This is a genomic window from Delftia sp. PX-1, assembly GCF_055797465.1.
Map to the genome: position 1 here is coordinate 1,324,705 of NZ_CP184763.1, position 23,738 is coordinate 1,348,442.

The 23,738-nt window shown below is 66.8% G+C and carries 24 protein-coding genes; 13 read left to right on the forward strand and 11 right to left on the reverse strand.

The annotated features are described in order from the left end of the window. Positions 1–175: 175 nt before the first annotated feature. The 5 genes from ACN20X_RS06130 to ACN20X_RS06150 all read left to right on the forward strand — a co-directional run bounded on the left by ACN20X_RS06130 (position 176) and on the right by ACN20X_RS06150 (position 5,909). Positions 176–1,180 (forward strand): Bug family tripartite tricarboxylate transporter substrate binding protein, encoded by a 1,005-nt coding sequence (locus ACN20X_RS06130; RefSeq protein WP_016451870.1) that lies wholly within the window; start codon positions 176–178, stop codon positions 1,178–1,180. A gap of 187 nt (positions 1,181–1,367) precedes the next feature. Further along, the gene (locus ACN20X_RS06135) at positions 1,368–2,522 is read left to right on the forward strand and encodes a hypothetical protein (protein ID WP_228676823.1); all 1,155 of its coding nucleotides are present in this window, start codon (positions 1,368–1,370) and stop codon (positions 2,520–2,522) included. Then, entirely contained in the window at positions 2,513–3,652 is a 1,140-nt protein-coding gene (locus ACN20X_RS06140; protein WP_016451868.1) for a hypothetical protein, read from the forward strand. Before ACN20X_RS06135 ends, ACN20X_RS06140 begins: the two co-directional genes overlap by 10 nt. Before the next feature lie 119 nt (positions 3,653–3,771). Next, positions 3,772–4,434, forward strand: coding sequence for a hypothetical protein (locus tag ACN20X_RS06145; protein WP_012203166.1), 663 nt, complete (start codon positions 3,772–3,774; stop codon positions 4,432–4,434). 26 nt (positions 4,435–4,460) lie between these two features. Then, positions 4,461–5,909: a CsgG/HfaB family protein gene (locus ACN20X_RS06150; protein ID WP_473210377.1), complete on the forward strand. Its 1,449-nt coding sequence runs from the start codon at positions 4,461–4,463 to the stop codon at positions 5,907–5,909. Between the two features lie 50 nt (positions 5,910–5,959). Here ACN20X_RS06150 and ACN20X_RS06155 read toward each other — a convergent pair whose 3' ends face one another. Continuing rightward, positions 5,960–6,601: a histidine phosphatase family protein gene (locus ACN20X_RS06155; protein WP_016451866.1), complete on the reverse strand. Its 642-nt coding sequence runs from the start codon at positions 6,599–6,601 to the stop codon at positions 5,960–5,962. Between the two features lie 204 nt (positions 6,602–6,805). Next, positions 6,806–7,297, reverse strand: coding sequence for a YjjA family protein (locus tag ACN20X_RS06160; protein WP_016446524.1), 492 nt, complete (start codon positions 7,295–7,297; stop codon positions 6,806–6,808). Positions 7,298–7,651: 354 nt separating this feature from the next. On the opposite strand from ACN20X_RS06160, the gene ACN20X_RS06165 reads away from it, so the two are divergent. The 4 genes from ACN20X_RS06165 to ACN20X_RS06180 are packed head-to-tail and all read left to right on the forward strand — an operon-like array spanning position 7,652 to position 12,875. Beyond that, complete coding sequence (locus tag ACN20X_RS06165) at positions 7,652–9,244, forward strand: ABC transporter substrate-binding protein (protein WP_151019531.1); 1,593 nt, start codon at positions 7,652–7,654, stop codon at positions 9,242–9,244. A 6-nt stretch (positions 9,245–9,250) separates the two neighbouring features. Next, positions 9,251–10,216 (forward strand): ABC transporter permease, encoded by a 966-nt coding sequence (locus ACN20X_RS06170; RefSeq protein ID WP_016446522.1) that lies wholly within the window; start codon positions 9,251–9,253, stop codon positions 10,214–10,216. Further along, positions 10,213–11,151 (forward strand): ABC transporter permease, encoded by a 939-nt coding sequence (locus ACN20X_RS06175; protein WP_473210378.1) that lies wholly within the window; start codon positions 10,213–10,215, stop codon positions 11,149–11,151. Before ACN20X_RS06170 ends, ACN20X_RS06175 begins: the two co-directional genes overlap by 4 nt. Then, positions 11,148–12,875, forward strand: a complete 1,728-nt coding sequence (locus ACN20X_RS06180; RefSeq protein ID WP_473210379.1) for an ABC transporter ATP-binding protein — start codon at positions 11,148–11,150, stop codon at positions 12,873–12,875. The genes ACN20X_RS06175 and ACN20X_RS06180 overlap by 4 nt, the downstream gene beginning before the upstream one ends. A gap of 27 nt (positions 12,876–12,902) precedes the next feature. On the opposite strand, the gene ACN20X_RS06185 is transcribed toward ACN20X_RS06180, so the two are convergent. From ACN20X_RS06185 to ACN20X_RS06210, 6 genes are all read right to left on the reverse strand, one after another. Further along, positions 12,903–13,226, reverse strand: coding sequence for a helix-turn-helix domain-containing transcriptional regulator (locus ACN20X_RS06185; protein ID WP_012203174.1), 324 nt, complete (start codon positions 13,224–13,226; stop codon positions 12,903–12,905). Then, positions 13,223–13,582 carry a type II toxin-antitoxin system RelE/ParE family toxin gene (locus tag ACN20X_RS06190; protein ID WP_047217758.1) on the reverse strand — a complete coding sequence of 120 codons (360 nt, stop codon included), beginning with the start codon at positions 13,580–13,582 and terminating at the stop codon, positions 13,223–13,225. Before ACN20X_RS06190 ends, ACN20X_RS06185 begins: the two co-directional genes overlap by 4 nt. A 147-nt stretch (positions 13,583–13,729) precedes the next feature. Then, positions 13,730–14,428 carry a DUF4136 domain-containing protein gene (locus tag ACN20X_RS06195; RefSeq protein ID WP_043789896.1) on the reverse strand — a complete coding sequence of 233 codons (699 nt, stop codon included), beginning with the start codon at positions 14,426–14,428 and terminating at the stop codon, positions 13,730–13,732. Between the two features lie 77 nt (positions 14,429–14,505). Continuing rightward, on the reverse strand, positions 14,506–15,477 hold the full coding sequence (ttcA, locus tag ACN20X_RS06200) for a tRNA 2-thiocytidine(32) synthetase TtcA (RefSeq protein WP_016446517.1): 972 nt from the start codon (positions 15,475–15,477) through the stop codon (positions 14,506–14,508). Next, positions 15,471–15,842 carry a dihydroneopterin aldolase gene (locus tag ACN20X_RS06205; RefSeq protein WP_016446516.1) on the reverse strand — a complete coding sequence of 124 codons (372 nt, stop codon included), beginning with the start codon at positions 15,840–15,842 and terminating at the stop codon, positions 15,471–15,473. The genes ttcA and ACN20X_RS06205 overlap by 7 nt, the downstream gene beginning before the upstream one ends. 42 nt (positions 15,843–15,884) lie before the next feature. After that, a complete protein-coding gene (locus tag ACN20X_RS06210; RefSeq protein WP_016446515.1) occupies positions 15,885–16,670 on the reverse strand; it encodes an SDR family oxidoreductase in 786 nt (261 codons plus the stop codon). Between the two features lie 116 nt (positions 16,671–16,786). On the opposite strand from ACN20X_RS06210, the gene ACN20X_RS06215 reads away from it, so the two are divergent. Next, on the forward strand, positions 16,787–17,800 hold the full coding sequence (locus ACN20X_RS06215) for a class I SAM-dependent methyltransferase (RefSeq protein ID WP_016446514.1): 1,014 nt from the start codon (positions 16,787–16,789) through the stop codon (positions 17,798–17,800). A gap of 20 nt (positions 17,801–17,820) precedes the next feature. Here the strand turns inward: ACN20X_RS06215 and ACN20X_RS06220 are convergent, their stop codons facing one another. Continuing rightward, positions 17,821–18,711, reverse strand: coding sequence for a hypothetical protein (locus ACN20X_RS06220; RefSeq protein ID WP_016446513.1), 891 nt, complete (start codon positions 18,709–18,711; stop codon positions 17,821–17,823). Positions 18,712–18,846: 135 nt separating this feature from the next. Here ACN20X_RS06220 and ACN20X_RS06225 point away from each other — a divergent pair, with 135 nt between their 5' ends. Together ACN20X_RS06225 and trxC are read left to right on the forward strand one after the other, a co-directional pair. Then, complete coding sequence (locus ACN20X_RS06225) at positions 18,847–19,041, forward strand: DUF2905 domain-containing protein (protein ID WP_012203183.1); 195 nt, start codon at positions 18,847–18,849, stop codon at positions 19,039–19,041. Positions 19,042–19,117: 76 nt separating this feature from the next. Further along, a complete protein-coding gene (trxC, locus tag ACN20X_RS06230; protein WP_016446512.1) occupies positions 19,118–19,552 on the forward strand; it encodes a thioredoxin TrxC in 435 nt (144 codons plus the stop codon). A 42-nt stretch (positions 19,553–19,594) separates the two neighbouring features. Here the strand turns inward: trxC and ACN20X_RS06235 are convergent, their stop codons facing one another. Next, a complete protein-coding gene (locus tag ACN20X_RS06235) occupies positions 19,595–20,278 on the reverse strand; it encodes a response regulator transcription factor (protein WP_016446511.1) in 684 nt (227 codons plus the stop codon). A 73-nt stretch (positions 20,279–20,351) separates the two neighbouring features. On the opposite strand from ACN20X_RS06235, the gene ACN20X_RS06240 reads away from it, so the two are divergent. Continuing rightward, on the forward strand, positions 20,352–22,304 hold the full coding sequence (locus tag ACN20X_RS06240) for a sensor histidine kinase (RefSeq protein ID WP_047326229.1): 1,953 nt from the start codon (positions 20,352–20,354) through the stop codon (positions 22,302–22,304). 25 nt (positions 22,305–22,329) lie between these two features. Here ACN20X_RS06240 and ACN20X_RS06245 read toward each other — a convergent pair whose 3' ends face one another. After that, a complete protein-coding gene (locus ACN20X_RS06245; RefSeq protein ID WP_046983873.1) occupies positions 22,330–23,583 on the reverse strand; it encodes a multifunctional CCA addition/repair protein in 1,254 nt (417 codons plus the stop codon). Between the last annotated feature and the right edge of the window lie 155 nt (positions 23,584–23,738).

Sequence of the window (23,738 nt, forward strand, 5' to 3'; positions counted from 1 at the left end):
AATCACAAGGGTTGAAACGGATTGCAATAAATAGGGCTTCGTGGCAAGCGTGTGGCAGGAAAATTGCGCCCTATGGCAGAATCGCCCGCTTTCCACGCGCTGGCCGTCCCTGCCCTGCAGGCCATTGCCAGCCCGCACCGCCTTCGCCGGCATGCGCCGCGCATGCCCACGCTCCATGCACCTGTCCCGACGCTCCCTGCTATCGGCTGCAGCCTCAGTGGCTGCGGCCCTTGCTACTGCACCCGCCGCCCATGCCGCGCCGGGCGCGGGCAAGCCCTGGCCGGCAGGCGGGCCCATCACGCTGATCGTGCCCTTCGGCGCGGGCAGCGATGTGGACGCCACGGCGCGGCTGGTGGCCGAAAAGCTGGGTGCGCGGCTGCGCCAGTCGGTGGTGGTGGACAACGTGCCGGCCTCCGGCGGCGTGCTGGGCGTGAGCAAGGTGGCGCGCTCGCATGCCGATGGCTACACGCTGCTGCTGGGCTTTGACGGGCCGGTGAGCATTGCGCAACTGGTGAACTCCTCCGTGCGCTATGACGCCGAGCGTGATCTGGCTCCCGTGGGCCTGACTTCGGTGGCGCCCATGGTGATCGTGGCCCGCCCTGGCCTGCCCGTGCACAACCTCAACGAGCTGATCAGCATGGCCCGCGCCCGGCCCGGCGCGCTGACCTATGCCACCCCGGGCGTGGGCACGGTGCTGCACCTGGCCATGGAGCGGCTGCAGGAGCGTGCCCGCATCCGCCTGGTCCATGTGCCCTATCGTGGCGTGGCACAGGTCACCAGCGAGGTCATGGGCGGCCAGGTCGATCTGGGCATTCTGATGACCACCGGCGCCACGCCGCTGGTGCAGCAGAAAAAGCTGGAAGGCGTGGGCGTGACCTCGGCACAGCGCATCGACGTGATTCCCGAGGTGATGAGCTTTGCGGAGGCTCCTGATTTGAAGGGCTTCGAGCTGGAAGCCTGGACCGGCCTGTTCGCCCCCGCCCGCACGCCCGAGCCCGTGGTCAGCCGCCTGGCCGCCGAACTGGCCGAGGTGCTGAAGCTGCCCGAGGTCCGTAAGCGCCTGCAGGACAGCGGCGCCACGCCCGGCTCGGGCACGCCGGCCACGTTCGCCCAATTCCTGAAGAAGGAAAAGGCGAGCTATACGCAGATTGTCAAGTCCGCCAATATCCAGGTGGAATAGGCCGCGCTGACGGTCAGCGGGTGACCGCTTTTTTCCATTGAATGAAGACTGGGCCGGCGAAATCGGCGGCATTGTCTGCAGTCGCCTTTGTGCGCCGAGTGCCACGTATTGGTGTGTGAAATCTGTTACCCTCTGCTTACATTTTTAAGGGGGCGGTGTGGGGGTGGAGAAAATCATGCGCCGGGCCATGGCATGGCTCTGGCTTTTTGCGCTTGCAGCGTCGGGCGCTGCAATGGCCGAGGACCGGCCCAATGTCACTTTTGCGGGAGTCGCCTATTCGGGCGATGCCAGTTCGCAGCAGCAGCGATTCCCTTATTCAAAGCAGTATGAGAGCCGCCTGAAGGCCGCCGGACACAGTGCCTATGCGCGGGCACTGGCATTCGTGCAGCAGGCGCCTGCACAGCATCTGCAGATATCCACCAATCCCATCGATGAGCTCAAGGGGCGCGACCAGGCCCTGGTGGTTTCTCTGGTGCTCAATTCCGAGACGGTCTCCGTGGAAAGCTTTGGCGGCGTGCGCAAGCTGTTCATCCTGATTCGTGGACAGGCCCTGTTTTTTGACTTCAAGTCCATGACGGCGGTGCGTTCGTATCCGCTCAGCTTTGCCTTCATCGACAACCTGCGCCACGAGCCGTCGCAAGAGGAAATCATGGAGCGCGTGACCAAGGTATACGAAGGCGCGGGAGGCAAGCCCGGCATCTTCGGCCGTTTTGCCCAGGTGCTGGCCACGGCCACCGTGCCCTCGCAGACGCCGCGTTTCCTGCAGGTCACCGATATCCAGATTCCCGCCGCCATGGCCGAGATGCTGCCCGGCTATCTGCAGGACCCGCAGGTGCACAAGACCTGGGCCGCCGATATCGTGGGCGAGGCCATTTCCAGCCGCATTGGTGTGCCCATCATTCCTTTTGCCATGGGCTATGCCGTGGGCAATGTGATGCGCATGCAGGTGCTTGACGGAGAGGTCTACACGCTGCAGCTGCCCAGTGCCGACTACGCCATCAGCGTCGATTTCAAGGGATTCAAGAAGCTCAAGTTCAAGGAGTCCAGCGCCGGCACCAGCTATGTCTACGGCACCTTTGCCGATATGCGCATCCAGGAACCCAATGGGCCGGTGTTTCTCGGCGCCTCGCTGAAGAACGCGGAAGTGAAGGTAGTGCCTTCCACGCAAACCCATGTCGATGATTTTCCGGCGTTCTATGACTCGCTCAACGGCCTTTTCGTGAAGCTGGCCGAGACGGTGGCGGCTGGACGGGGCAATGACTGGCTCAAGTCGGCTGCGGCCGAGAGCGACATCGAAGCGCAAATTGTCAAAACAAAAGACCTGATGAATCTATGCAAGTAATCCAGAAAATCCTCCTGTGCCTTTCCATGGCGCTGTTCGCGGCCGGTGCGGGCGCGCAGGTGCAGCAGGCACGCGGCAAGGCATCGGTCAGCTACCAGGATTCAAAGGTCAGCCCGCAGGACAAGGAGCGTGCGCTGATGGCGGCCCAGCTCAAGGCCGTGGAGTTCTACTACGCCGAAGCGGGCCAGTCGGAGGCCGAGAATTTCGACGCCGTGCGCGACAAGATCCTGGCCAACCCCGATCGCTACATCCTTGAGCACACCGTGCTCAGCGAAGAGGACAACGCCGACAGAAAGCAGTACACGGTCTCCGTGCGCGTGGCGCTGAACGTGGCCAATCTGCGCAATGCCGTCAAGGCCAACTCTGCCGTGGCCAGGGGCGGTCCCGCAGGCCGGTCGCCGCTGGCCTTCATGTTCGTCTCGCGCCAGGTGGCCACGACCAAGTCCTTCGATGACCGTGTCTACAAGCGCGTGGACGAGACCGAGGACGTCAAGGCCCAGGTCAGCGCTTCCGAAAAGGGCAGCGAGGGTGAATCCATCCGTGGCGGACGCATCAGCACGAATGCCTCCACGGCGACCTCGGGCAACGCCTCGGTCAAGAGCAGCCGCACTTCCGAAACCGGCGGCAGCACGACGCGCCGCTCGGCCGAGTCCACCTGGCGCGTGATCCCCAGCGCCAACCTGGCCCAGGTCTTTTCCTCCAACTTCGCCAAGGCCGGCTTCAAGGTGTCAGAGGCTGCCATGGTGGAGCCCTATACGGGCGGCCACTTCAAGGTCGCGGCCGTGGAGAACGACTACAAGAGCGGCATGGACCTGCAGCCCTCGACCCTGGCGGCCATGGTGGCCGGCATGCGCACGGCGCAGATTCCCTACATCGCCCTGGGTACGCTGGATGTGGGCATGGGTGAGCCCGATCCCCAGACCGGCCTGATGCGCGTGAGCGTGACGGTCAACGCCAAGATCCTGGACATCGCCCAGACCATTCCCGACACGATTGCCGCCGTCGGCCCGGTGCTGTATGCGGGCACCGGCCCGTCCGAGGATGAGGCGCGCAACAACGCGCTGAAGCTGGCCGCCAACAACGCGGCCCGCGATCTCACCAGCCAGGTCACCAATCTGGGCCTGCGCTGAGCGCTGCGGCTTCCAAGGTCCGGCTGCCATGCAGCCGGACCTTTTTCCTTTCGTTCGTTTTCCACGTTTTTATCTTCGCCGTCCGCGTTCACGGACTGCTGCAACCCGAGTCCATCTCCATGAAAAAGCTCTTCACCACCGTCGCCGTTGCCGCCGCCATGGCCAGCCCCGCCCTGACACAGGCCCAGTTCTCCATGCCCTCCATCCCGGGTGTCGGCAAGCTCATGGGCGGCAGCGGCTCTGCCGACGTGGCCGGCCAGGGCGACGCACTGGTGCGCAGCTATGTGGGCGCCAGCAAGGAGGTGCTCAGCGCCAATGCCAAGATGGCCACGGCCCTGGGCCTGAAAGAGCAGGCCGCCAGCGCCGCCAGCACGGCGGACAGCCTGGGTGATGGCGCCACCATCGGCGCGCTGGGAGATGGCAACAAGGTGGTCTCCGACACCAGCGGCGCGATTGCCGAATCCATGGCGAAGAAGCCCGTGCTCGATGCCGCCTCCAAGGCCACCTTCGCCGAGGGGCTGGTGCACCTGGTCAACGGCAGCGTGAAGTACGCCGGCATGGGCAAGGATGTATCGGTCATGGGCAAGAGCCTGCAAAGCGCCAACCCCATGCAACTGACCAAGCTCACCTCCGCAGCCTGGGTGGTGTCCAAGTTCCCCGGCTCGGCCTCCGACCTGTTCAGCACCGTGCAGACGGCCATTGCCTTCGCGCGGGCCAACGACATCGAGGTGCCGGCCAATGCGGCTGACGCCACGGCCGCGCTGGGCACGCTCAAGCTGTGATCCGGTACAGGCAAGGAGCACTTTCTATGCGTATCCGCATCATTGCGGCCGTCGTGGCTGCCTGCGCCGCCATGTCCGGCTGTGGCGACAAGCCGTCCGAGCAGCCCAGGACCGACGCGCCTGAACAACCCCAAAGCGTCGCCCCGCCCGTGCCCGACGTGGGCAGGCTGGAGACCGTCGAGGTCCAGGTCATCGGCCTGGGCCAGTCCCCTGGTGAAGCCATGGCGCAGGCGCTGCAGATGGCGCTGCTGCAGGTCAATGGCGCGGTGATCCAGTCTGCCTCCGTCACGGCCAAGTACGGTCTCGACGTGGCGCTGGGGCAGGACGCCGCCTCGCTGCGCGCCAGCGCCTTCGCCGAGGTGGTCAAGCAGAAGTCCGGTGGCGTCATCCAGTCGGTCCAGGTGGTGGATCTGGAAGAACCCAAGCCTTGGGCCAAGCGCTACAAGTACACCATCAAGGCCAACATTTCCAAGTTCAAGCCTTCGGCCGAGATGCAGAAGATCAAGGTCGTGGTCGGGCCGATGCGCTTCGAGCAGGCCTCGCTGCCCATGGGCGACCGCAGCGTTGCAGCCGCCGAGTTGTCCGCCACATTGCGCCAGCGCATCAGCGACGCCCTGGTGCAGACGGGCCGCTTTGCCGTGCTGGACCGCGAATTCAGCCCCGAGATCGAGCAGGAACTGGCCATCATCGCCACGGGCCAGGCGCCCAGCGCCGAGCTGGCCAAGCTGTCCCAGGCTGCCAGCGCCGATCTGGTGTGGAGCGCCCGCGTCAGCAGCTTTGCCTACAACCGCCATGCACGCCAGCTCAAGACCAGCGACCGCCAACTGGTGAGCTACTCGGGCGGCTGGGCCCTGTCGCAGAAGCTGGTGAACGTGGCCACGCGCCAGGTCACGGCCTCGGATTCGCTGCGCGGCTCCGTCCCTTCCACGGCGCCGACCACGCTGGGCGCGGGCGTGGATGGCAACAAGGTCATGACCGACATGAGCGATGCGCTGGTTGCCGGCGTGGTCAGCTCCATCCTGCAGCGCACCTTTCCGCTGACCGTGGTCGCCCGCGATGGCGAAAGCGTGGTGCTGAGCCAGGGCGGCCAGGCTGTGAAGGAGGGCGCACGCTACCAGGTGGTGGCCATAGGCAAGGAGATGAAGGACCCGCAGACCGGACAAAGCCTGGGGCGCCTGGAGTCACCGTGCTGCGAACTGGTGATTGATCGCGTGACCCCCAACCTCTCCTACGGCCACCTGGAGAACATGCGCGGCGGCATGGAAGACCTGCCACCGGGCGGGCTGCAGGTGCGTGAGGTGCTGAAGGCATCCGCCGCGCCCGTGCTGGCCGCACAGGCGGCATCAGGCGACGGGGCCGGTGAGCCCCAGGCCGCACCGGCACGTGCTGCACAACCGCCCGCAGCACGCCGCGCGGCATCGCCCGCCAAGGAGGCCGATGCCCCGGTCGGCAAGAAGGACGACGACAACTGGTAAGCGACAAGTGGCGGGGAGGTGCGCTGCGGCGCCCTTCCCCGTGCGGGTGCTTAGCTGAAAACCTCGTCGCGCGCACCGCCTTCCAGGTGCTGCACATCGCCCCAGCCAACCAGGCCCAGGCCCTGGGGCGTCCACAGCAGGCGGTTGATGGCCGCGTTGCCCAGCGCCCAGGTGCGCGGCGCCTGCACTTCCTGGTGCGTGGCCAGGCGGTAGAGCACATCCATCACGCCGCCATGCGCCACGATCACGATCTGCCCGCCTGCGTGGCGGCCGGCCAGGCGGTCCACCGTGGCCGAGATGCGGTCGCGCAGCATCAGCAGCGACTCGCCGCCGCCTGCGGGCACGAACTCGGGATCGCGCTTGCGCCAGCGCAGCGCGTCCTCCGGGTGGGACGCCTCGATATCGTTGAAGGTCTGGCCCTCGAAGCTGCCGAAGCAGCGTTCGCGCAGGCCCTTGTCGGCCGTCAGCGTCGCGCCCGTGGTCGCGGCCACGGCCTCGGCCGTGGCATAGGCACGCAGAAGGTCGCTGCTGTAGATGGCGGCCACCGGCTCGCCCGCCAGGGCCTTGCCGGCCTGGGCGGCCTGCCACAGGCCCAGGTCGTTGAGAGGAATGTCCAGATGGCCCTGGATGCGGGCGTCCACATTCCAGGCGGTTTCTCCGTGGCGGATGGCAATGATGCGCGTGGCTTGCATGAGGGGCTGGCGTGGGGTGCTGCAAAAAGGAGCAGGCATTGTCCCGCAAGCCAGGCAAGCCTGCATCGCGCGCCGCCGTTGAAACTGGCGCGGCCCAACTCAGGGACGCCGAGCAAGAGCCGCCTCGCGGCGGGGGCGCCCAGCCGAAGGTGTCGTCCCCCTCCGCGAAGCGAGAAGGGGGAAGCGGCGCAGCCGCTCAGGGGGTCAGATCAGCGATTTAGCGTTGTCCAGCACGAAGTCGCAGGCCTTTTCCTTGAGGTCGCCCTTGAGCTTGTCGATGCTGAAGCTCTTGCCGTTGGAGCCGGTGACCAGGCCGCCCAGGCCGTTCTGGAATCCCGTGTCCTTGGGCTCTTCCTGCTTTTGCATGCCCAGCTTGCCCAGCAACTGGTCCTTGACCTGGGCCGCCTTGTCGGCATTGAGGTAGTTGTTCTTCATGCAGTAGGAGATGACGCCTGCCGCATTGCCGGCCGTGGCCGAGGGGCTCAGGCCCAGGGCGGACAGCGCGCCCGCACCGCCTGCGCCCGCACCCAGCATGCCGCCGAGGCCGGAGCCGGCGCCTTCGCTGCTGGCGGCGGCCTTGTCACCGCCAAGGCCCGAGGCCTGGCGCAGCGAGTCGCCCAGGCCCGACGCCTGGGCAGGCAGGGCGCCCAGGCCCAGCATGGCGCACAGCAGTGCGCTGGCAATGGATGTCTTCATGGATGCTTCCTTTCCGCGGAAACCCGCAGGCTCGATACAGGGTCTGAAATTAGCACGCCGTGCGGCGCAGACCTGTGCCCGATTGCAAACCTTTGCCAGAGCGGGCCGTGTCGGTCTTTCGCGTTTTCACTAGCTGTCAAAGCCGTTGGCCTGTCCATGATGGCCGCACATCATTGGCGGGCCGCGGCGGCAGTCTTGTTATTTGGAAATGGCTTTTAAGTATAAAAATCAATTCAACAAGCTGAAAAAGTTATTTAAAGTGGGGCGCACCTATATGGCCCGCTTCTTGCGGCGCCCGGGCTGCTGCGTCGCATGGCCGCCGCCTTTCCAATCAATCCACAGGGGAGCAGACAAATGATCATGAAGATTCTGGGCAGTTCTTTGCTGGCCGCAGGCCTGTTGACCTCGGCCGCGCTGGCCCAGGCCGAGACCGTGCGCTGGGCGCGCGGCTCCGATCCGACTTCGCTGGACCCGCATGCCTTCAACGTGGGCACCAATTTCGTGCTGCTGCACCAGATCTACGAAACCCTGGTCATCCGCTCGGCCGACGGCAAGCTGGTGCCCACGCTGGCGACCTCGTGGAAGATGACCTCCGACCCGTCGGTCTGGGAGTTCAAGCTGCGCCCCAACGTCAAGTTCCATGACGGCACGCCGTTCACGGCGCGCGACGTGGTCTTCTCGCTGAACCGCGCCAAGGGCGAGAACGCCCAGGTCAAGTCCCTGCTGTCCTCGATGGAGGAGGCCAAGGCCGTTGACGATCTCACGGTGCAGGTGAAGACCAAGGGCCCGAACCTGATCTTCCCCGACAACCTGACCAATCTCTTCATCATGAGCGAGAAGTGGTCCAAGGCCAACGGCGCCGAGACCACGCAGGACACGGCCAGCAAGACCGAGAATGGCGCCACGCGCGCGGCCAACGGCACGGGCGCCTATGTGCTGGCCAGCCGCGAGGTCGATTCCCGGACGGTGATGAAGCTCAATCCCGACTACTGGGGCAAGGGCCAGTTCCCGCTGCAGGTGACCGAACTGGTCTACCTGCCCATCAAGTCCCCGGCCACGCGCGTGGCGGCCCTGCTGTCGGGCGAGGTGGATTTCGCCCAGGACATTCCCGCGCAGGACGTGGCGCGCCTGAAGCAGGACAAGCGCCTGCGCATCAATGAAGGCCCCGAGAACCGCTCCATCTTCCTGGGCCTGAACGTGGGTGCGGCAGAGCTCAAGAGCAGCAACGTCAAGGGCAAGAATCCGCTGGCCGATCCCAAGGTGCGCCAGGCCATCGAGCTGGCCATCGACCGCGATGCGATCAAGCGCTCGGTGATGCGCGGCCTGTCGATTCCCACCGGCGTGATCGCGCCGTCGTTCGTCAATGGCTACGACAAGGCCTTCGCGGCCTATCCCAAGGCGGATGCCGCCAAGGCCAAGCAACTGCTGGCCGAGGCGGGCTACCCCAACGGCTTCACCATCACGCTGAACACGCCCAACGACCGCTATGTGAACGACGAGGCCATCGCCACGGCGGTGGCCGGTTTCCTGGGTCGCATCGGCATCAAGACCGAAGTCTCGGCCCGGCCGATCGCCATGCACAGCGTCTCGCTGACCAAGGCGGACAGCGACTTCTACCTGTACGGCTGGGGCGTGCCCACCTACGACTCGGCCTACATCTTCGACTTCCTGGTGCATACGCGCGGCAAGGACAGCCGGGGTGCGCAAAATGCCACGCACTACAGCAATGCCGATGTGGATGCCAAGATCCTGTCCCTGTCCTCGGAGAGCGACAAGGCAAAGCGCGATGCCACCATCAAGAGCATCTGGGAGACCGTGCAAAAGGAGCGCTTCTACATTGCGCTGCATGACCAGGTGATCCACTTCGCGTCCGTGCCCCGGCTCAATGTGCCCGTGCACCCGGACAACGCGCTGCACTTCAAGTTCGTCAAGTTCGAGAAGAAGTAAGCGCCGATGCTGGTCCATCTGCTGCGCCGGCTGGGCCAGTCCGCCCTGGTCCTGCTGGCCGTCTCCTTTGTCTCGTTCATGGTGTTCCGCCATATCGGCGATCCCACGATCAGCCTGCTGGGCGAGGACGCGACGGTTGCCGAGCGCGAGGCGCTGACGGAAAGCCTGGGCTTCAACAAGCCCGTGCCGCTGCAGTACCTGGCATACGTGGGCAAGGTGCTGCAGGGCGACCTGGGCATCTCCTACCGGCTCAAGCGTCCCGTGACCGAGATCATTGCCGAGCGCCTGCCCGCCACGCTGGAGCTGGCGATGACGGCGGCGCTGTTCGCCCTGGTCATCGGCGTGGCGCTGGGCGTGTACACGGCCATACGGCGCGAGGGCTGGCTGAGCCGCTCGATCATGACGGTGTCGCTGGTGGGTGTGTCCCTGCCCACCTTCCTGATCGGCATCGCCCTGATCTACCTGTTTGCCGTGGAGCTGCGCTGGCTGCCGTCCTTCGGGCGCGGCGAGACGGTGAAGCTGGGCGGCTGGGAGACCGGACTGCTGACGGCTTCGGGCTGGTCGGCGCTGATCCTGCCGGCCATCACGCTGGGCTTCTACAACATGACGCTGATCATGCGCCTGGTGCGCGCCGAGATGCTGGAGGTGCTGCGCGCCGACTACATGCGCTTCGGCCGTGCGCGCGGGCTGCGTGAGCGCGATCTGTACTTCGGCCATGCGCTGCGCAATACCCTGATTCCCGTGATCACCATCGCGGGCCTGCAGATCGGCTCGCTGATCGCCTTTGCCATCGTCACCGAGACCGTGTTCCAGTGGCCCGGCGTGGGCCTGCTGTTCATCTCCTCCATCCAGGGCGTGGACGTGCCGCTGATCGCCGCCTACCTGATGTTCATCGCGCTGCTGTACGTGGGCATCAACCTGCTCGTCGATTTCCTGTACGTGATCGTGGACCCCCGCTTGAGAAACCGATGACCGATTCCGCCAAACAAGCAATCCCTGCCACGGGCTGGCGCGCCAGCGACTCGCCGGTCAAGCGCGCGTTTGCACGCTCGCGCCTGGTGCAGGCGGCGGCGCTGGTGCTGGCGCTGATCGTGGCGGCCACGCTGCTGTCGCCCTGGCTGGCGTGGCAGAACCCCTTCGATCCGGCCAATCTGGACCTGATGGATGCCTTCACGCCGCCGGGCCAGGCGGGCACCAGCGGCACGCTGTACGCGCTGGGATCGGACGACCAGGGCCGCGATGTGTGGAGCGCCATCCTCTACGGGCTGCGCATGTCGGTGCTGGTGGGCGTGTCGGCCGTGGGGCTGTCCCTGCTGATCGGCGTGCCGCTGGGCCTGGTCTGCGGCTATGCGGGCGGCTGGTTCGACACGCTGATGATGCGCATCGCCGATGTGCAGCTGACCTTTCCCGTGATCCTGGTGGCGCTGCTGGTCTTCGGCATCGCACGCGGCCTGCTGCCCGAGGGCTACCGCGACGACATGGCGGTCTTCGTGATCATCGTGGCCATCGGCCTGTCCGACTGGGTGCAGTACGCACGCACCGTGCGCGGCGCGGTGATGGTGGAAAAGCACAAGGACTACGTGCTGGCGGCCCAGCTCATAGGCCGCAGCCGCGTGGCCATCCTGGTGCGCCACATCCTGCCCAACCTGCTGGCGCCCATCCTGGTGATCGCCACCATCAGCTTCGCGCATGCCATCGTGGCCGAGTCCACGCTGTCCTACCTGGGCGTGGGCCTGCCGCCCACCCAGCCTTCGCTGGGCACGCTGATCCGCATCGGCCAGGGCTTCCTGTTCTCGGGCGAGTGGTGGATATTGCTGTTCCCCTCGCTGGTGCTGCTGGCGCTGGCGCTGTCCGTCAACCTCGTCGGCGACTGGCTGCGCGACGCACTGAACCCCAAGCTGCAATGAGCACGACACAACAATCCGGGCAGCCCCCCGCACAGCCTGCGGTGCTGAGCGTTCGCGGCCTGTCCGTCACCTTCGACACCTACAAGGGCCCCGTGCAGGTGCTGGACGATGTGAGCTTCGACATCGCGCCCGGCGAGATCCTGGGCGTGGTCGGCGAGTCGGGCGCGGGCAAGTCCATGACGGGCGCCGCCGTGATCGGCCTGATCGAGCCGCCGGGCCGCATCTCGGCCGGCACGGTGCAACTGCGCGGCGAGCGCATCGACACGCTGCGCGGCGAGGACCTGCGGCGCATGCGCGGCCGGCGCATAGGCTCCATCTTCCAGGACCCGCTGACCAGCCTGAACCCGGTCTATACCGTGGGCCGGCACCTGGTGGAGACCATCCGCACGCACCTGCCCGTCTCCGAGAAGGAGGCCGAGGCCCGCGCGCTGGCCCTGCTCGAAGAGGTGGAGATCCCGCAGGCGCGCGAGCGCATGGCCCAGTATCCGCACCAGCTCTCGGGCGGCATGCGCCAGCGCGTGGCCATCGCCCTGGCGCTGTGCGCCGAGCCCGAACTCATCATTGCCGACGAGCCCACCACGGCGCTGGACGTGTCCGTGCAGGCGCAGATCATTGCCCTGCTGCGCCGTGTGTGCAAGGAGCGCGGCGCGGCCGCCATGCTGATCACGCACGACATGGGCGTCATCGCCGAGACGGCCGACCGCGTCATGGTCATGTACCAGGGCCGCGTGCTGGAAACCGGCCCCGTGCGCCAGGTGCTGGACGCGCCGCAGCAGCCCTACACCCAGGTGCTGATGGGCGCCATTCCCAGCGTGCACCACCGCGTGCAGCGCCTGCCCGTGCCCGAGGTGGGCGGCGGCCCTGCCGCGCCCGCCGTGCCCTGGCAGCCCGGGGCCGGTGCGCAGGAGCCCGCGGCTGCCCTGCTGGAGGTCAGGGATCTGTGCAAGGAGTTCGACCTGTCCAGCGGCTGGCTGGCCCGGCTGCTGGCGCGCGAGGACAAAAAGATCCTCAAGGCCGTGGACGGCGTCGGCTTTTCGATCCGCAGGGGCTCCACCTTCGGCCTGGTCGGCGAGTCCGGTTCGGGCAAATCCACGGTGGCGCGCATGGTGGCCGGGCTGACGCCGCCCACCAGCGGCACCGTACTGTTCGACGGCGTGGACAAGTGGAGCCCGGCCGCCCAGACCGTGGCCATGCGCCGGCGCTTCCAGATGATCTTCCAGGACCCGTATGCCAGCCTGAACCCGCGCTGGACTGTGCAGGAACTGATTGCCGAACCCCTGCAGGTGCTGGCCCTCACGGCCGGCAAGGACGAGACGGCCGAGCGCGTGCAGGAGGCGCTGCGCCGCGTGCGCATGAAGCCCGACGATGCGCGCAAGTATCCGCACCAGTTCTCGGGCGGGCAGCGCCAGCGCATCGCCATCGCGCGTGCCCTGGCCAGCCGGCCCGAATTCATCATCTGCGACGAGCCCACCTCGGCGCTGGACGTCTCGGTCCAGGCCCAGGTGCTCAACCTCATGCGCGACCTGCAGGAGGAGTTCGGCCTGACCTATCTGCTCATCAGCCACAACCTGGCCGTGATCCGCCACATGTGCGACGACATCGGCGTCATGCAGCGCGGCCGCCTGGTCGAGACCGGCGAGGCCGGCGCCGTGCTCGATGCACCGCAGCATGCATACACGCGTGCGCTGATGGCTGCCGTGCCGGATATGGAGCATGTGCACTGAGGCAAGTGCACTGCCATGGCTTGGCGTTCAGGTCGCGGCAACGACTCGCACGTCGAACCGGACCTGAAGCCAGTTCTTGATGGCGGCAAAGATGGCGGCAAGATTGTCCATGCTGGGGTTGCCTTTCGGCGAGAGCATGCGGTGCAGGCTCTTGCTCGGCTTGTGCGTGAGGTCGGCCAGCGTCTCGAATCCCACCGTTGCGTTGACGAGATCGCGCAGGACGAGGCGTGCCGTTTCTGGCTCACCGCTCAGAAAAAGAGTGGCCGCCTCATCAAGCAGCGCCTGTGCGAAAGCAGGGTCGCGCTCAATGCGCTGAATGACCGTTTGTTTGAAATCGCGGGTGAGCGTCATGCCTTCGTTCCTCTTTTGGCATTGTCCGAGGGGCGTTGCCTCTTGCGAGCCTTGTATTCGCTGTGCAGGGCCACGGCTTCGTCGATGGCCTTCTGCTGACCCTTTTTCGTGCTGCCCCCGAACAGGATGATCAATCTTTCCCCGTCCTTGGCGAGATAGATGCGGTAGCCCGGGCCCCAGTCGATCTTGTATTCGCCAATACCCCGGAACCATTCGATATTGGAGGTGTTGCCCAACTCCATGCGGGCCATGGCGACGGCCACCTTGGCGGCCGCCTGGCCATCCAGCCCGTTGAACCATGTCTGGTACGCGCTGCTGCCGTCTTCGCGGATGTACTCCTGGAGCTGGATTCGCATGGATTGGATGGTAACTTATGAGTTACCAACGCTGCAAGGCGCTGTCCACATGACCTACAGCGTTCTCATGTTCCCAGGAACGAATGACAGCGATGGACCCAAAAAAGGCCTGCGGATGCAGGCCTTTGCTTCTGAGGACACGATGGCTTACCGGGCGGGTGCTGGTGGCGTGGCCGGTGCTGCCTGCGCCGCAGGTGCCCCCTGGGCCGGCTGCTGCGCTGGCGCGCCACCCTGCTGCACCGGACCGATGGTGGTGCGCACCACGCGCGAGCCCTTGGGCGGGTTGGGGAAGCCGGTGAGCGCGGCGTCGAACAGGATGCCGAAGATGGCCGGGTCGTCGGTCCACACATCCTGGCGCTGGGCCGAGGTCTCGTAGACGATCTGCTGCGTGGTGGCGTTGCGCATCACGATGCTGACGGCGCGGTAGTACTCCAGCGGCGGGCCGTCGAACATGAAGCTGCCGCCAAAGCCCATGCCCCAGCCGCGCCCGTAGCCCACGCCCCAACCCCAGCGCGGGCCGCCCCAGCGGTCGTAGTAGGGCCAGGCGGCGTAGTCGCGCGCATAGCGTGCGTCGGCGCCGATCTGCACGATCAGGCTGGCCCGGGAGTCGTCGCGCTGCAGGCCCACGCGGCCCAGTGCCTGCTGGGCCTGGGATTCGATGGCAGCGAAGTGCGTCTGCGCCTCGCGTTGCGAGGGCAGCACTTCCAGGCGGTAGGTGGGCGGCGCGGGCAGGGCGCCCAGCGTGGAATAGCTCTGGACGGTGCTCTGGACTTCGCGCACGCTGGCGCAGCCCGTAAGCAAGGCCGTGGCCACGATGGCCAGGACATGGATGCAGCGCAGCTTCATGGTGTACTCCTTGGTCGAAAAAAGGCCCGTTTGCACGGGCCTTGGTTGGAGTGGGGCGATTGTTATAGGTTCAGCCGTCAGGACGACAGTTGTACCACCTGCAGACCGGGCAGCGATGCGGACACTGGCATCTCTTCATGGTCGAAGGCCATGTCGCCGTTGGGGTCGGCAATGCCGGTGGCCTTGGCGTTCTTGAAGTCGTGCAGCTCGGGATCCATCATGTGCGTGGTCACGATGTGGCCCATGGCGCGGAACATGCTTTCCACGCGGCCCGGGAATTTCTTGTCCCATTCGCGCAGCAGCTCGCCCACGGCCACGCGCTGCAGGCCGTCCTGGCTGCCGCAGAGGTTGCAGGGGATGATGGGGAAGTTCTGGTACTGGGCCCAGCGCACGGTGTCCTTCTCGGGCACGTAGCACAGCGGGCGGATCACCACATGCTTGCCGTCGTCCGAGACCAGCTTCGGGGGCATGCCCTTCATGCGGCCGCCGTAGAACATGTTGAGCATCAGCGTCTGCACGATGTCGTCGCGGTGGTGGCCCAGGGCCACCTTGGTGCAGCCCAGCTCGTCGGCCACCTTGTACAGGATGGCGCGGCGCAGGCGCGAGCACAGGCCGCAGGTGGTCTTGCCCTCGGGCACGACGCGCTTGACCACGCTGTAGGTGTCCTGCGTTTCGATGTGGTAGTCCACGCCGATGCTCTTGAAGTACTCGGGCAGCACATGATCGGGAAAGCCGGGCTGCTTCTGGTCGAGGTTCACCGCCACCAGCTCGAATTTGACGGGCGCGCGCTTTTGCAGCTTGCGCAGCACGTCCAGCATCGTGTAGCTGTCCTTGCCGCCCGACATGCAGACCATGATCTTGTCGCCTTCCTCGATCATGTTGAAGTCGGTGATGGCGCGGCCCACCTCGCGGCACAGGCGCTTTTCGAGCTTGATCTGCTCGCGCTCGATCTTGATGCGGTTGCCGCCTGCGGTGTCTGCGGGGGCGTCGGCGGCGGCTTCTTCGGCCAGCCAGGGGTTGTCGGTCACTGCGTTCATGGGGTTCACCATTGTCCTGTCTCGACGCGAATGGCCACTTCGCAGTCGTCAAAAATTTCGAGCTTGGCGATCTTCACGCGCACGCCCATCACGCCGGGCAGCTGCATCAGGCGCTGGGCCAGCTTGCCGATCAGGCTCTCCAGCAGGTTCACATGCTCGGCCGTGCATTCATCGATGATGATCTGGCGCACCTTGCGGTAGTCCAGCACATGCAGGATGTCGTCGTCGCGCGGAGCCAGCGGCTGCGTGCCCAGGCTCAGCTCGGCATCGACCTGGATGGGCTGGGGCATCTGTTTTTCGTGGGCGAGGATGCCCAGGTTGGCGTCGAAACGCAAACCCGTGAGCGTCAGGATCTGTTGTCCGGTGGCGGAGTTCATGGGGAAAAGCCGTGGAGTGTGGGGATGGGCGCGGGCAGGCGCCTACATCATGGAAAAGTCGCGCTCGAAGCGCTGCAGGTGCTGGCCGCCATCGACCAGCAGCGTGGTGCCCGTGATGGACTGGTTGTCCAGCGCAAAGCACACGGTGGCGGCCACGTCGGCCGCGCTGGACGAGCGGCCCAGCGGGCTGAGGCGGTGCAGGGCCTCGAAGCGCTCCTGGCTCAGCATGTGGCTGGTCAGCGTCAGGCCCGGGGCCACGCCGACCACGCGCACGCGCGGCGCCAGGGCCAGCGCCAGCATGGTGCCTGCGGCCTCAAGCGCTGCCTTGGACAGCGTGTAGCTGAGGAAATCGGGGTTCTGGTTCCAGAGCTTCTGGTCCAGCATGTTGATCACGGCGCCGCTGGCATGCTCCTCGCCGGCCGCCACGCGGTCCTCGATATGGGCATGCAGCGCCTGGGCCAGCAGGATGGGCGCGCCGGTGTTGCTGCGCAGGTGGGCTTCCAGGGCCACGTAGCTGAAGCTGCCGGCGTCGTCATGCTCGAACAGAGAGGCGTTGTTGACCACGGCGTCCAGGTGGCCGAAGTGCGCAACGGCACGCGGCACCAGGGAGCGCACCGAGTCCTCGTTGAAGAAATCGGCATCCAGGGCGGCGCTGTCGCCGGCCAGTTCAGCGCAGGTGGCGGCCGTCTCCAGCGCCTCGTCGTGGGAATCGCGGTAGTGCACGGCCACCTGCCAGCCGGCGCTGGCAAGCGCGAGCGCGATGTCGCGCCCCAGGCGGCGGGCCGCGCCGGTCACCAAAACTGTGCGTGTTCGGGCAGGTGAGGACATTCGAGGACAATGTACGGATCGTGACGACAGAACCCTCAATTTTAACGGCCGCCCTGCAAACCCGTATTGCGCAAGAGATTGCGTCCTCGGGCGGATGGCTGGCTTTCGACCGTTTCATGGCCCTGGCGCTGTACGAGCCGGGCCTGGGCTACTACGCCAATGACACCGCCAAGTTCGGGCTGATGCCATCGTCGGGCAGCGATTTCGTGACCGCGCCCGAGATGTCCCCGGTCTTCGGCCAACTGCTCGCAGCCCAGGTGGCCGAGGCGCTGCAGCGCACGCACACCCGCGAAGTCTGGGAGTTTGGCGCCGGCACGGGCGCGCTGGCGCTGCAGGTGCTGGACGAGCTGGCGGCCCTGGGCGTGCGGCCGGACCGCTACACCATCGTCGACCTGTCGGGCACGCTGCGTGCGCGACAGCAGCTCAGGCTGGTGAAGTACGAAAGCCTGGTGCACTGGGCCGATGCCCTGCCCGATAGGCTCGAAGGCGTGGTCATCGGCAACGAGGTGCTGGATGCCATGCCCGTGCAGCTGCTGGTGCGCAAGGCAGGTGTCTGGCATGAGCGCGGCGTGGTGCTGCAGCCGGACGGCAGCCTGGGCTGGGAAGACAGGCCCACGCCACTGCGCCCGCCGATGGACATCGAGGGCGAGCACGACTACCTGACCGAAATCCACCCGCAGGGCGAGGCCTTCATTCGCACGCTGGGCGAGCGCATGGCGCGCGGCGCGGCATTTTTCATCGACTACGGCTTTGGCGAATCCGAGTATTTCCACCCGCAGCGCCACATGGGCACCCTGGTGTGCCACCGGCTGCACAAGGTGGACGACGATCCGCTGGCCGATGTCGGCCTCAAGGACATCACGGCCCATGTGAACTTCACGGGCACGGCCGTGGCAGCGCAGGAGGCGGGCTTCGAGGTGCTGGGCTATACCTCGCAGGCCCATTTCCTCATCAACTGCGGCCTGGGCCCCAAGCTCGACGCACTGGCCCAGGGCCCGCGCGCCATGGCCACCAAGCTGATGATGGAGCACGAGATGGGCGAGCTGTTCAAGGTCATCGGCCTGGCCAAGGGCGTGGAGCCCTGGGACGCCATGGGCTTTGTGCGCGGCGACCGCACGCACCGCCTGTAGCGGGCCGGGGCCCGCCTGCCTCAGCGCTGGACGCTGCGGCCGTTGCTGACGTCGTGGACCGTCTGGTCCTTGAGGTTGATGCGGTAGATCTCGCGCGTGACGTTGCCCGAGAAACCCAGCTCCACGATGGACAGGTTCTCGAACGTGGTCGTGAAGCCGCCGGGCAGGATGCGGTTCAGGCGCGCGGCGGTCTCGCCCATGGCGCGCTCGATCTCGGGCGTGAAGGTGGCTTCGCTGTAGACCAGGGTGTTGTGCGGGTTGTGGCTGCGCACCTCCTTGCCGGCCTGCACCTGGTTGATGCCGCTGACACCCACGCTTTGCACCATGGCCTTGGCCGAGTCGTTCATGCGGGCATAGACGGGTCCTGTCACGCGCGGCAGCGGGCCGTCGCGCAGCGGCGCCATGGCGGCGGTGGCGCGGGTGTTGAAGTCCATCATGGCCTCGTAGGCCGGGCCCGACTTGACGATGCCCAGGTCCAGCCACCAGGGCTTGCCGGCCCCCTTGGCGGCCTCGGTGGTGTAGAAATTCTTCAGGTGAACGTCCTGCAGCACGGGCGGCAGCGCCGGCAGGGCCGCCAGCATCTTGCGCGGCGTGGACGGGTCGGCGCTGTGGATATGCACCACGGTGACATGGGGCAGGTTGAAGGTGTTGGCCTCGGCCACCAGCTTCAGGCGCAGCAACTGCTCGTGCACCACGGGCGTGACCTGGCTGTCCATGATGGCCGTGGCATCGGCCGGCAGGCGGTAGACCAGGCCATAGGTGGCCTGGTGGGCGCGGAAATCACTGCGCTGCAGGGCGCTGTTGTCGATGGCGCCGGGTCGGGCTGTCGGCGCAGGTGCGCTGGCGCAGGCGGTCATCAGCAAGGCGGCGGGCAGGGCTGCGGCAAGAAGAAGGCGGCGGTTGCGTTGCATGGCGAATTCGTGGTGGTCGGCCTGGAGGCGATGAAGAGGGGGGGGGACAGCGGCAATGTAGGCAGTCCATATGTCGTGTGCATGACGCGGTGTACTCTGTATGGCCCGGTCCCGCGCCGCCGTACACTCGGCGCCATGATCCGCTGGCTCCTCGTCATCTTTCTGGCCCTGCTGCTGTTCAATGGCCTGCACGCCTGGCTGGAACGCATAGGCCTGGGCCGCCTGCCGGGCGACTTCCGCTTTCGCCTGTTCGGCCGCGTGATCTTTCTGCCCATTGCCAGCACCGTGTTGCTCAGCGTGATTGCCGCCCTGATCGCCAAGCTGGTCTGAGCATGGCTTGAAGCATGGGCGCAGCGCCCGTATATGCATGCAATTGCCCCCATGACTCGCCAACAAGAGGCCGCCCATGTCCGACAAGCTGCATTTCGTCTGCCCCCATTGCCACACCACCAACCGCATTGCGGCCGACCAGTTGGGCAGCGCGCCTGACTGCGGCAGCTGCCATCAACCGCTGGTCACCGGCCAGCCCGTGGCGCTGGATGCGCAGAGCTTCGCCAGGCATGTGGGGCGCAGCCAGGTGCCCGTGGTGGTCGATTTCTGGGCCCCCTGGTGCGGCCCCTGCCGCATGATGGCTCCGGCCTTCGAGCAGGCGGCTCAGGCGCTGGCGCCCGGCGTGCAGCTGGCCAAGCTCGATACCGAGGCGCACCCCCACGCTGCCGCGCCCTGGAACATCCGCAGCATCCCGACCATGGTGGTGTTCAAGGAAGGACGCGAGATCGCCCGTGTCTCCGGCGCGCTGCCTGCCGGCGAGATCGTGCGCTGGGTGCGCTCGGTCGTCTGATGGTTGCCGGGCCGCAAGGACCGGGCGCCTTCAGGCCCTTCCTCAGGCCTGCACTTCACCCGGCAGATAGAAGCAATAGCCGCTGTTGCGCAGCGTCTTGACAGGCAGCTGCTGGCCGCTGGCCTCTTGCACCTTGCGCCTCAGCCGGCGCATCTGGGTGTCCAGGCGGCGCTGGTCGTAGACCAGATAGTCTCCACCCAGCGCCTGCACGATCTGGCGGCGGCTGACGCTGGCCCCTGCCTTGCCCATCAGGCAGTGCAGCACCAGCAGGTCCTGGTGTGACAGCGCCACAGGGGGCGAGGCGGGGGGCTGCAGGCGGCTGGGGCCAAGCTGCAGCAGCCACGGCGCCTGGCGCTGCTGCAGGCCCAGGCGCCGCACCAGGGCGGCCAGGGTGGCTTCCAGCTCGTCGAGATCGCAGCCTTTGCCCAGGTAGTGGTCGGCGCCGATCTCCAGGCCGTCGATGCGGTTGGCGCTGCTGTTGAGCGCGCTGAAGACGATGATGCCCAGTTGCTGGCCCTGCTGGCGCAGGCGCTGGATCAGCGCCAGGCCGTTGCCGTCGGGCAGGCCGATGTCGATGATGGCCAGCCGGTGGCGCCGCGCATCGAAATGGCGGTCGAACTCCTGCAGGCTGGCCACGCACTGCGGTGCATAGCCCAGGGATTCGAGGAACTCGCCCAGTTCATGGCGCAGCACGGGCTCGTCTTCGAGCAGGATCACATCAAGCATGGACTGGGAGGAGGGCAGGCGGGTGACAGCGCAGACAGCTGGTGTACGCTGGCGGCCCCGTGGTGGACTTCAGATGCGATATTACCGTGCAACCCTCATCGTGCTGGCCTGGCTGCTGTGCCCACTGCTGCTCCAGGCCCGAACCCTCGTGTTGGACCCCGATGTGCCCATGCAGGAGACCGCAGGGCAGTGGCAGCGGCTCGATGACGCTTCGGGCCTGCTCGATGTCCGGCAGGCCGACCTGGCGCCCGGGTGGAAGGCGATGCCAGGGCACCTGAACGCCAGCTTCACGCAGGCGGCGGTCTGGTTGCGCATGCCGCTGCAGGTGCAGCAGCCCGGCAGCTGGATGCTGTTGCTGGGCAATGCCCTGCTCGATGAGGTGGAGGTCCATGTGCGCCGGCCTGGCGGCCCCTGGCAGCTGCTGGGGCGCAGCGGCGAAGAGATTCCGCGTCACGCCTGGCCGGTGGACTACCGCAGTCCCGCATTCCAGTTCGAACCTGCTGCCGCCGGGTCATACGAGTTGCTGGTGCGCCTGCGTGCGCGCAACGCGCTCGTCACCCGTATCGATCTGTGGCAGCGACTGGCGTTCGACAACCATACGCGGCGCGAGGCCCTCTCGTTCGGCCTGTACTTCGGGCTGTACCTGCTGTTGATTGGCGTGCAACTGGTGTTCTGGCTGGGCACGCGGGCTCCGGTGAGCGGCCTGTTTCTGGCCTATCTCAGCGTCTGCGTGCTCAATGAGGTGGTATCGCTGGGGCTGGTGCAGCAGTTGACGGGCCTGCCGGGTTTCTGGAGCGACCGCCTGCTGGGATGCGGCATTGCCGGCGCCCTGGCGATCTCCATGCAACTGGCCTGCAGGCAGTTGGAGCTGGCATCGCTGTATCCGCGGCTGGTGCGCCAGATCGTGCCGCTGCTGTGGCTGTTCAGCCTGTGCTGCATGCTGCTGGTGGTGTCGGGACACTACTCGGCGGGCATGGTCCCGGTGCAGGCCATGACCCTGCCGCTGACCGTGGGCTTTCTCGCATTCGCCCTTTGGCTGTGGCGGCGCGGCCATGCCCCGGCACGGTTCTTCATGCTGGCGTTCGGCATCTTCTATGCCGGCGTGCTGATCTCTTTTCTGCGCAACCTGGGCTGGCTGCCCATGAACGCGCTGACCGCGCTGGTGTCCACGCATGCGTCCGCGCTGGGCACCATGGCGCACATGCTGCTGCTCAGTGGCTGGATCATCGGCGGATACGAGCGCAGGCGCCGCATTCGAGAGCGCGAGCAGGTCCGGCTGGAGGCGGAACTGCGGCAGCGACAGTTGCGCGAAAGTGAACTCAGCGAGGCGCTGGCGCTGGAGCGCAGGGTGCGCCAGGAGCAGCGCGACTTTGTCGCCATGGTCTCGCACGAGCTGCGCACGCCGCTGGCCATCATCCTGACCAGTGCGCAGCAACTGGCGCGCAATCTGGCGGCACCGCCCGACAAGACGCTGGCACGCAGCCGCAACATCCGCGAAGCCGCCCAGCGCCTGCTGGCCCTGGTGGACGACTGCCTGGCCGACGACCGCATGGCCGACCCCCAGCCCCATGCCGAGCCGCGCCTGCAGCCGTGCGACCTGCATGCGCTGGTGGATGGCTTGTGCCTGGACTTTGCGCCCGGCCGCATCGTCTGCCAACTGGGCGGGGGCACGCAGCAATTGATCACCGATGCCGGCCTGCTGCGCATCGCGCTGCGCAATCTGCTGGCCAATGCAGACCGCCACACGCCCGAGGGCGAATCGGTCCGCCTGGACGTGACCAGGCAGGGCGAGGGTCTGGAGATCCAGGTCTCGAATCCGGCAGAGCCCATTGCCCAGGCGGACCAGGACCAGTTGTTCGAAAGGTATTACCGTGGCCGCAACGCCCAGCACCGGCCCGGCGCCGGGCTGGGCCTGTACCTGGTGCGGCGCATCGCCGAGCGGCTGGGCGGCAGCGTGGCCTTGTTGACGGCAGGAGGCGAGCAGCCCGTGTGCCTGCGACTGGTCCTGCCCGTGGCGCGAGCCTGATTCCCGTGTGTGGCGGCCTTTGCGCTCAGGCCGCCTGCGCCAGCCAATCTGCCACGGCCTGTGCGCGCGCCGCCTGCACGGCCTCGCCTATGGCCTTGCCCTGTTTGCCGCGCGCGGCGGCCTGGGCCGCGATGTCCGAGGTGGAGATGGACAGCGCGGCAGCCAGCGCATCGCGCAGGCGGGCACGCTGGGGATAGGGCCGGTCTTCGAAACCCAGTCTTCCGCGTGCATCGCACTCACAGGCCATGAGCGCCTGCTCGAAGCGCGCGGGCTTGCGGATGGCGTCGCAGCGCTCCAGCAGGCGGACGATGGCGGCGCCGTTGAGTTCGCCGCTGCGGTGGATGTTGCCGTGCTCGCGCGCCACCACGTCGCCCAGTTCGCGGCAGTCCGTGGGCACGCGCAGACGCTCGCCCACTTTCTCGGCCAGCCGGGCGCTGCGCTGCTCATGGCCTATGTGGCGCGGCAGCACATCGGCCGGCGTCGTTCCCTTGCCCAGGTCGTGCACCAGGCAGGCGTATCGCACGGGCAGGGGGGCGTCGAGCTGTGCGGCCATGTCCAGCACCATCATGGCGTGCACGCCGGTATCGACCTCGGGGTGGTACTCGGCGCGCTGGGGCACGCCCCACAGCCGCTCCAGCTCGGGCAGCAGCACGGCCAGCGCACCGCACTCGCGCAGCAGCTCGAACATGCGCGAGGGACGGCGCTCCATCAGGCCACGGCTGATCTCCTGCCACACGCGCTCGGGCACCAGGGCATCCACCTCGCCGGCGGCCACCATCTCCCGCATCAGGGCCATGGTTTCCGGCGCCACCGTGAATTCGTGGAAACGTGCCGCGAAGCGCGCCACGCGCAGGATGCGCACCGGGTCTTCGCGGAAGGCCCCGGTCACATGGCGCAGCACCCGGGCCTGAAGATCGGCCTGGCCGTGGTAGGGATCGGTGATGGCGCTTTCACCATCCCAGTCCGCAGGAGCGGCCATGGCATTGATGGTCAGGTCGCGCCGGGCCAGATCCTGCTCCAGCGTGACATCGGGCGCCGCCTGCACGACGAAACCCCGGTACCCCAGGCCGCTCTTGCGCTCGGTACGCGCCAGCGCGTATTCCTCGTGCGTCTCGGGATGGAGGAAGACCGGGAAGTCCCGCCCCACTGGCAGAAAGCCGCGCGCGGACATTTGTTCGGGCGTGGCGCCGACCACCACCCAGTCGCGGTCATGCACGGCCCGCCCCAAAAGACGGTCGCGCACCGCGCCGCCCACCATGTACACCTGAAATTCGCTCATGCCGCAATGGTAGGGCCTGGGCGGTGACATGATGGCGGGCTGCCTCCACGCACCGATGGAGTGCCGAGCGCATGCTTTCTTTCGGATTCTTTCTGGAGACACACTCAAGCAGCACCAGCCGGACGGCCGCTGCACTGGCTCCGCAACCGCGGCAT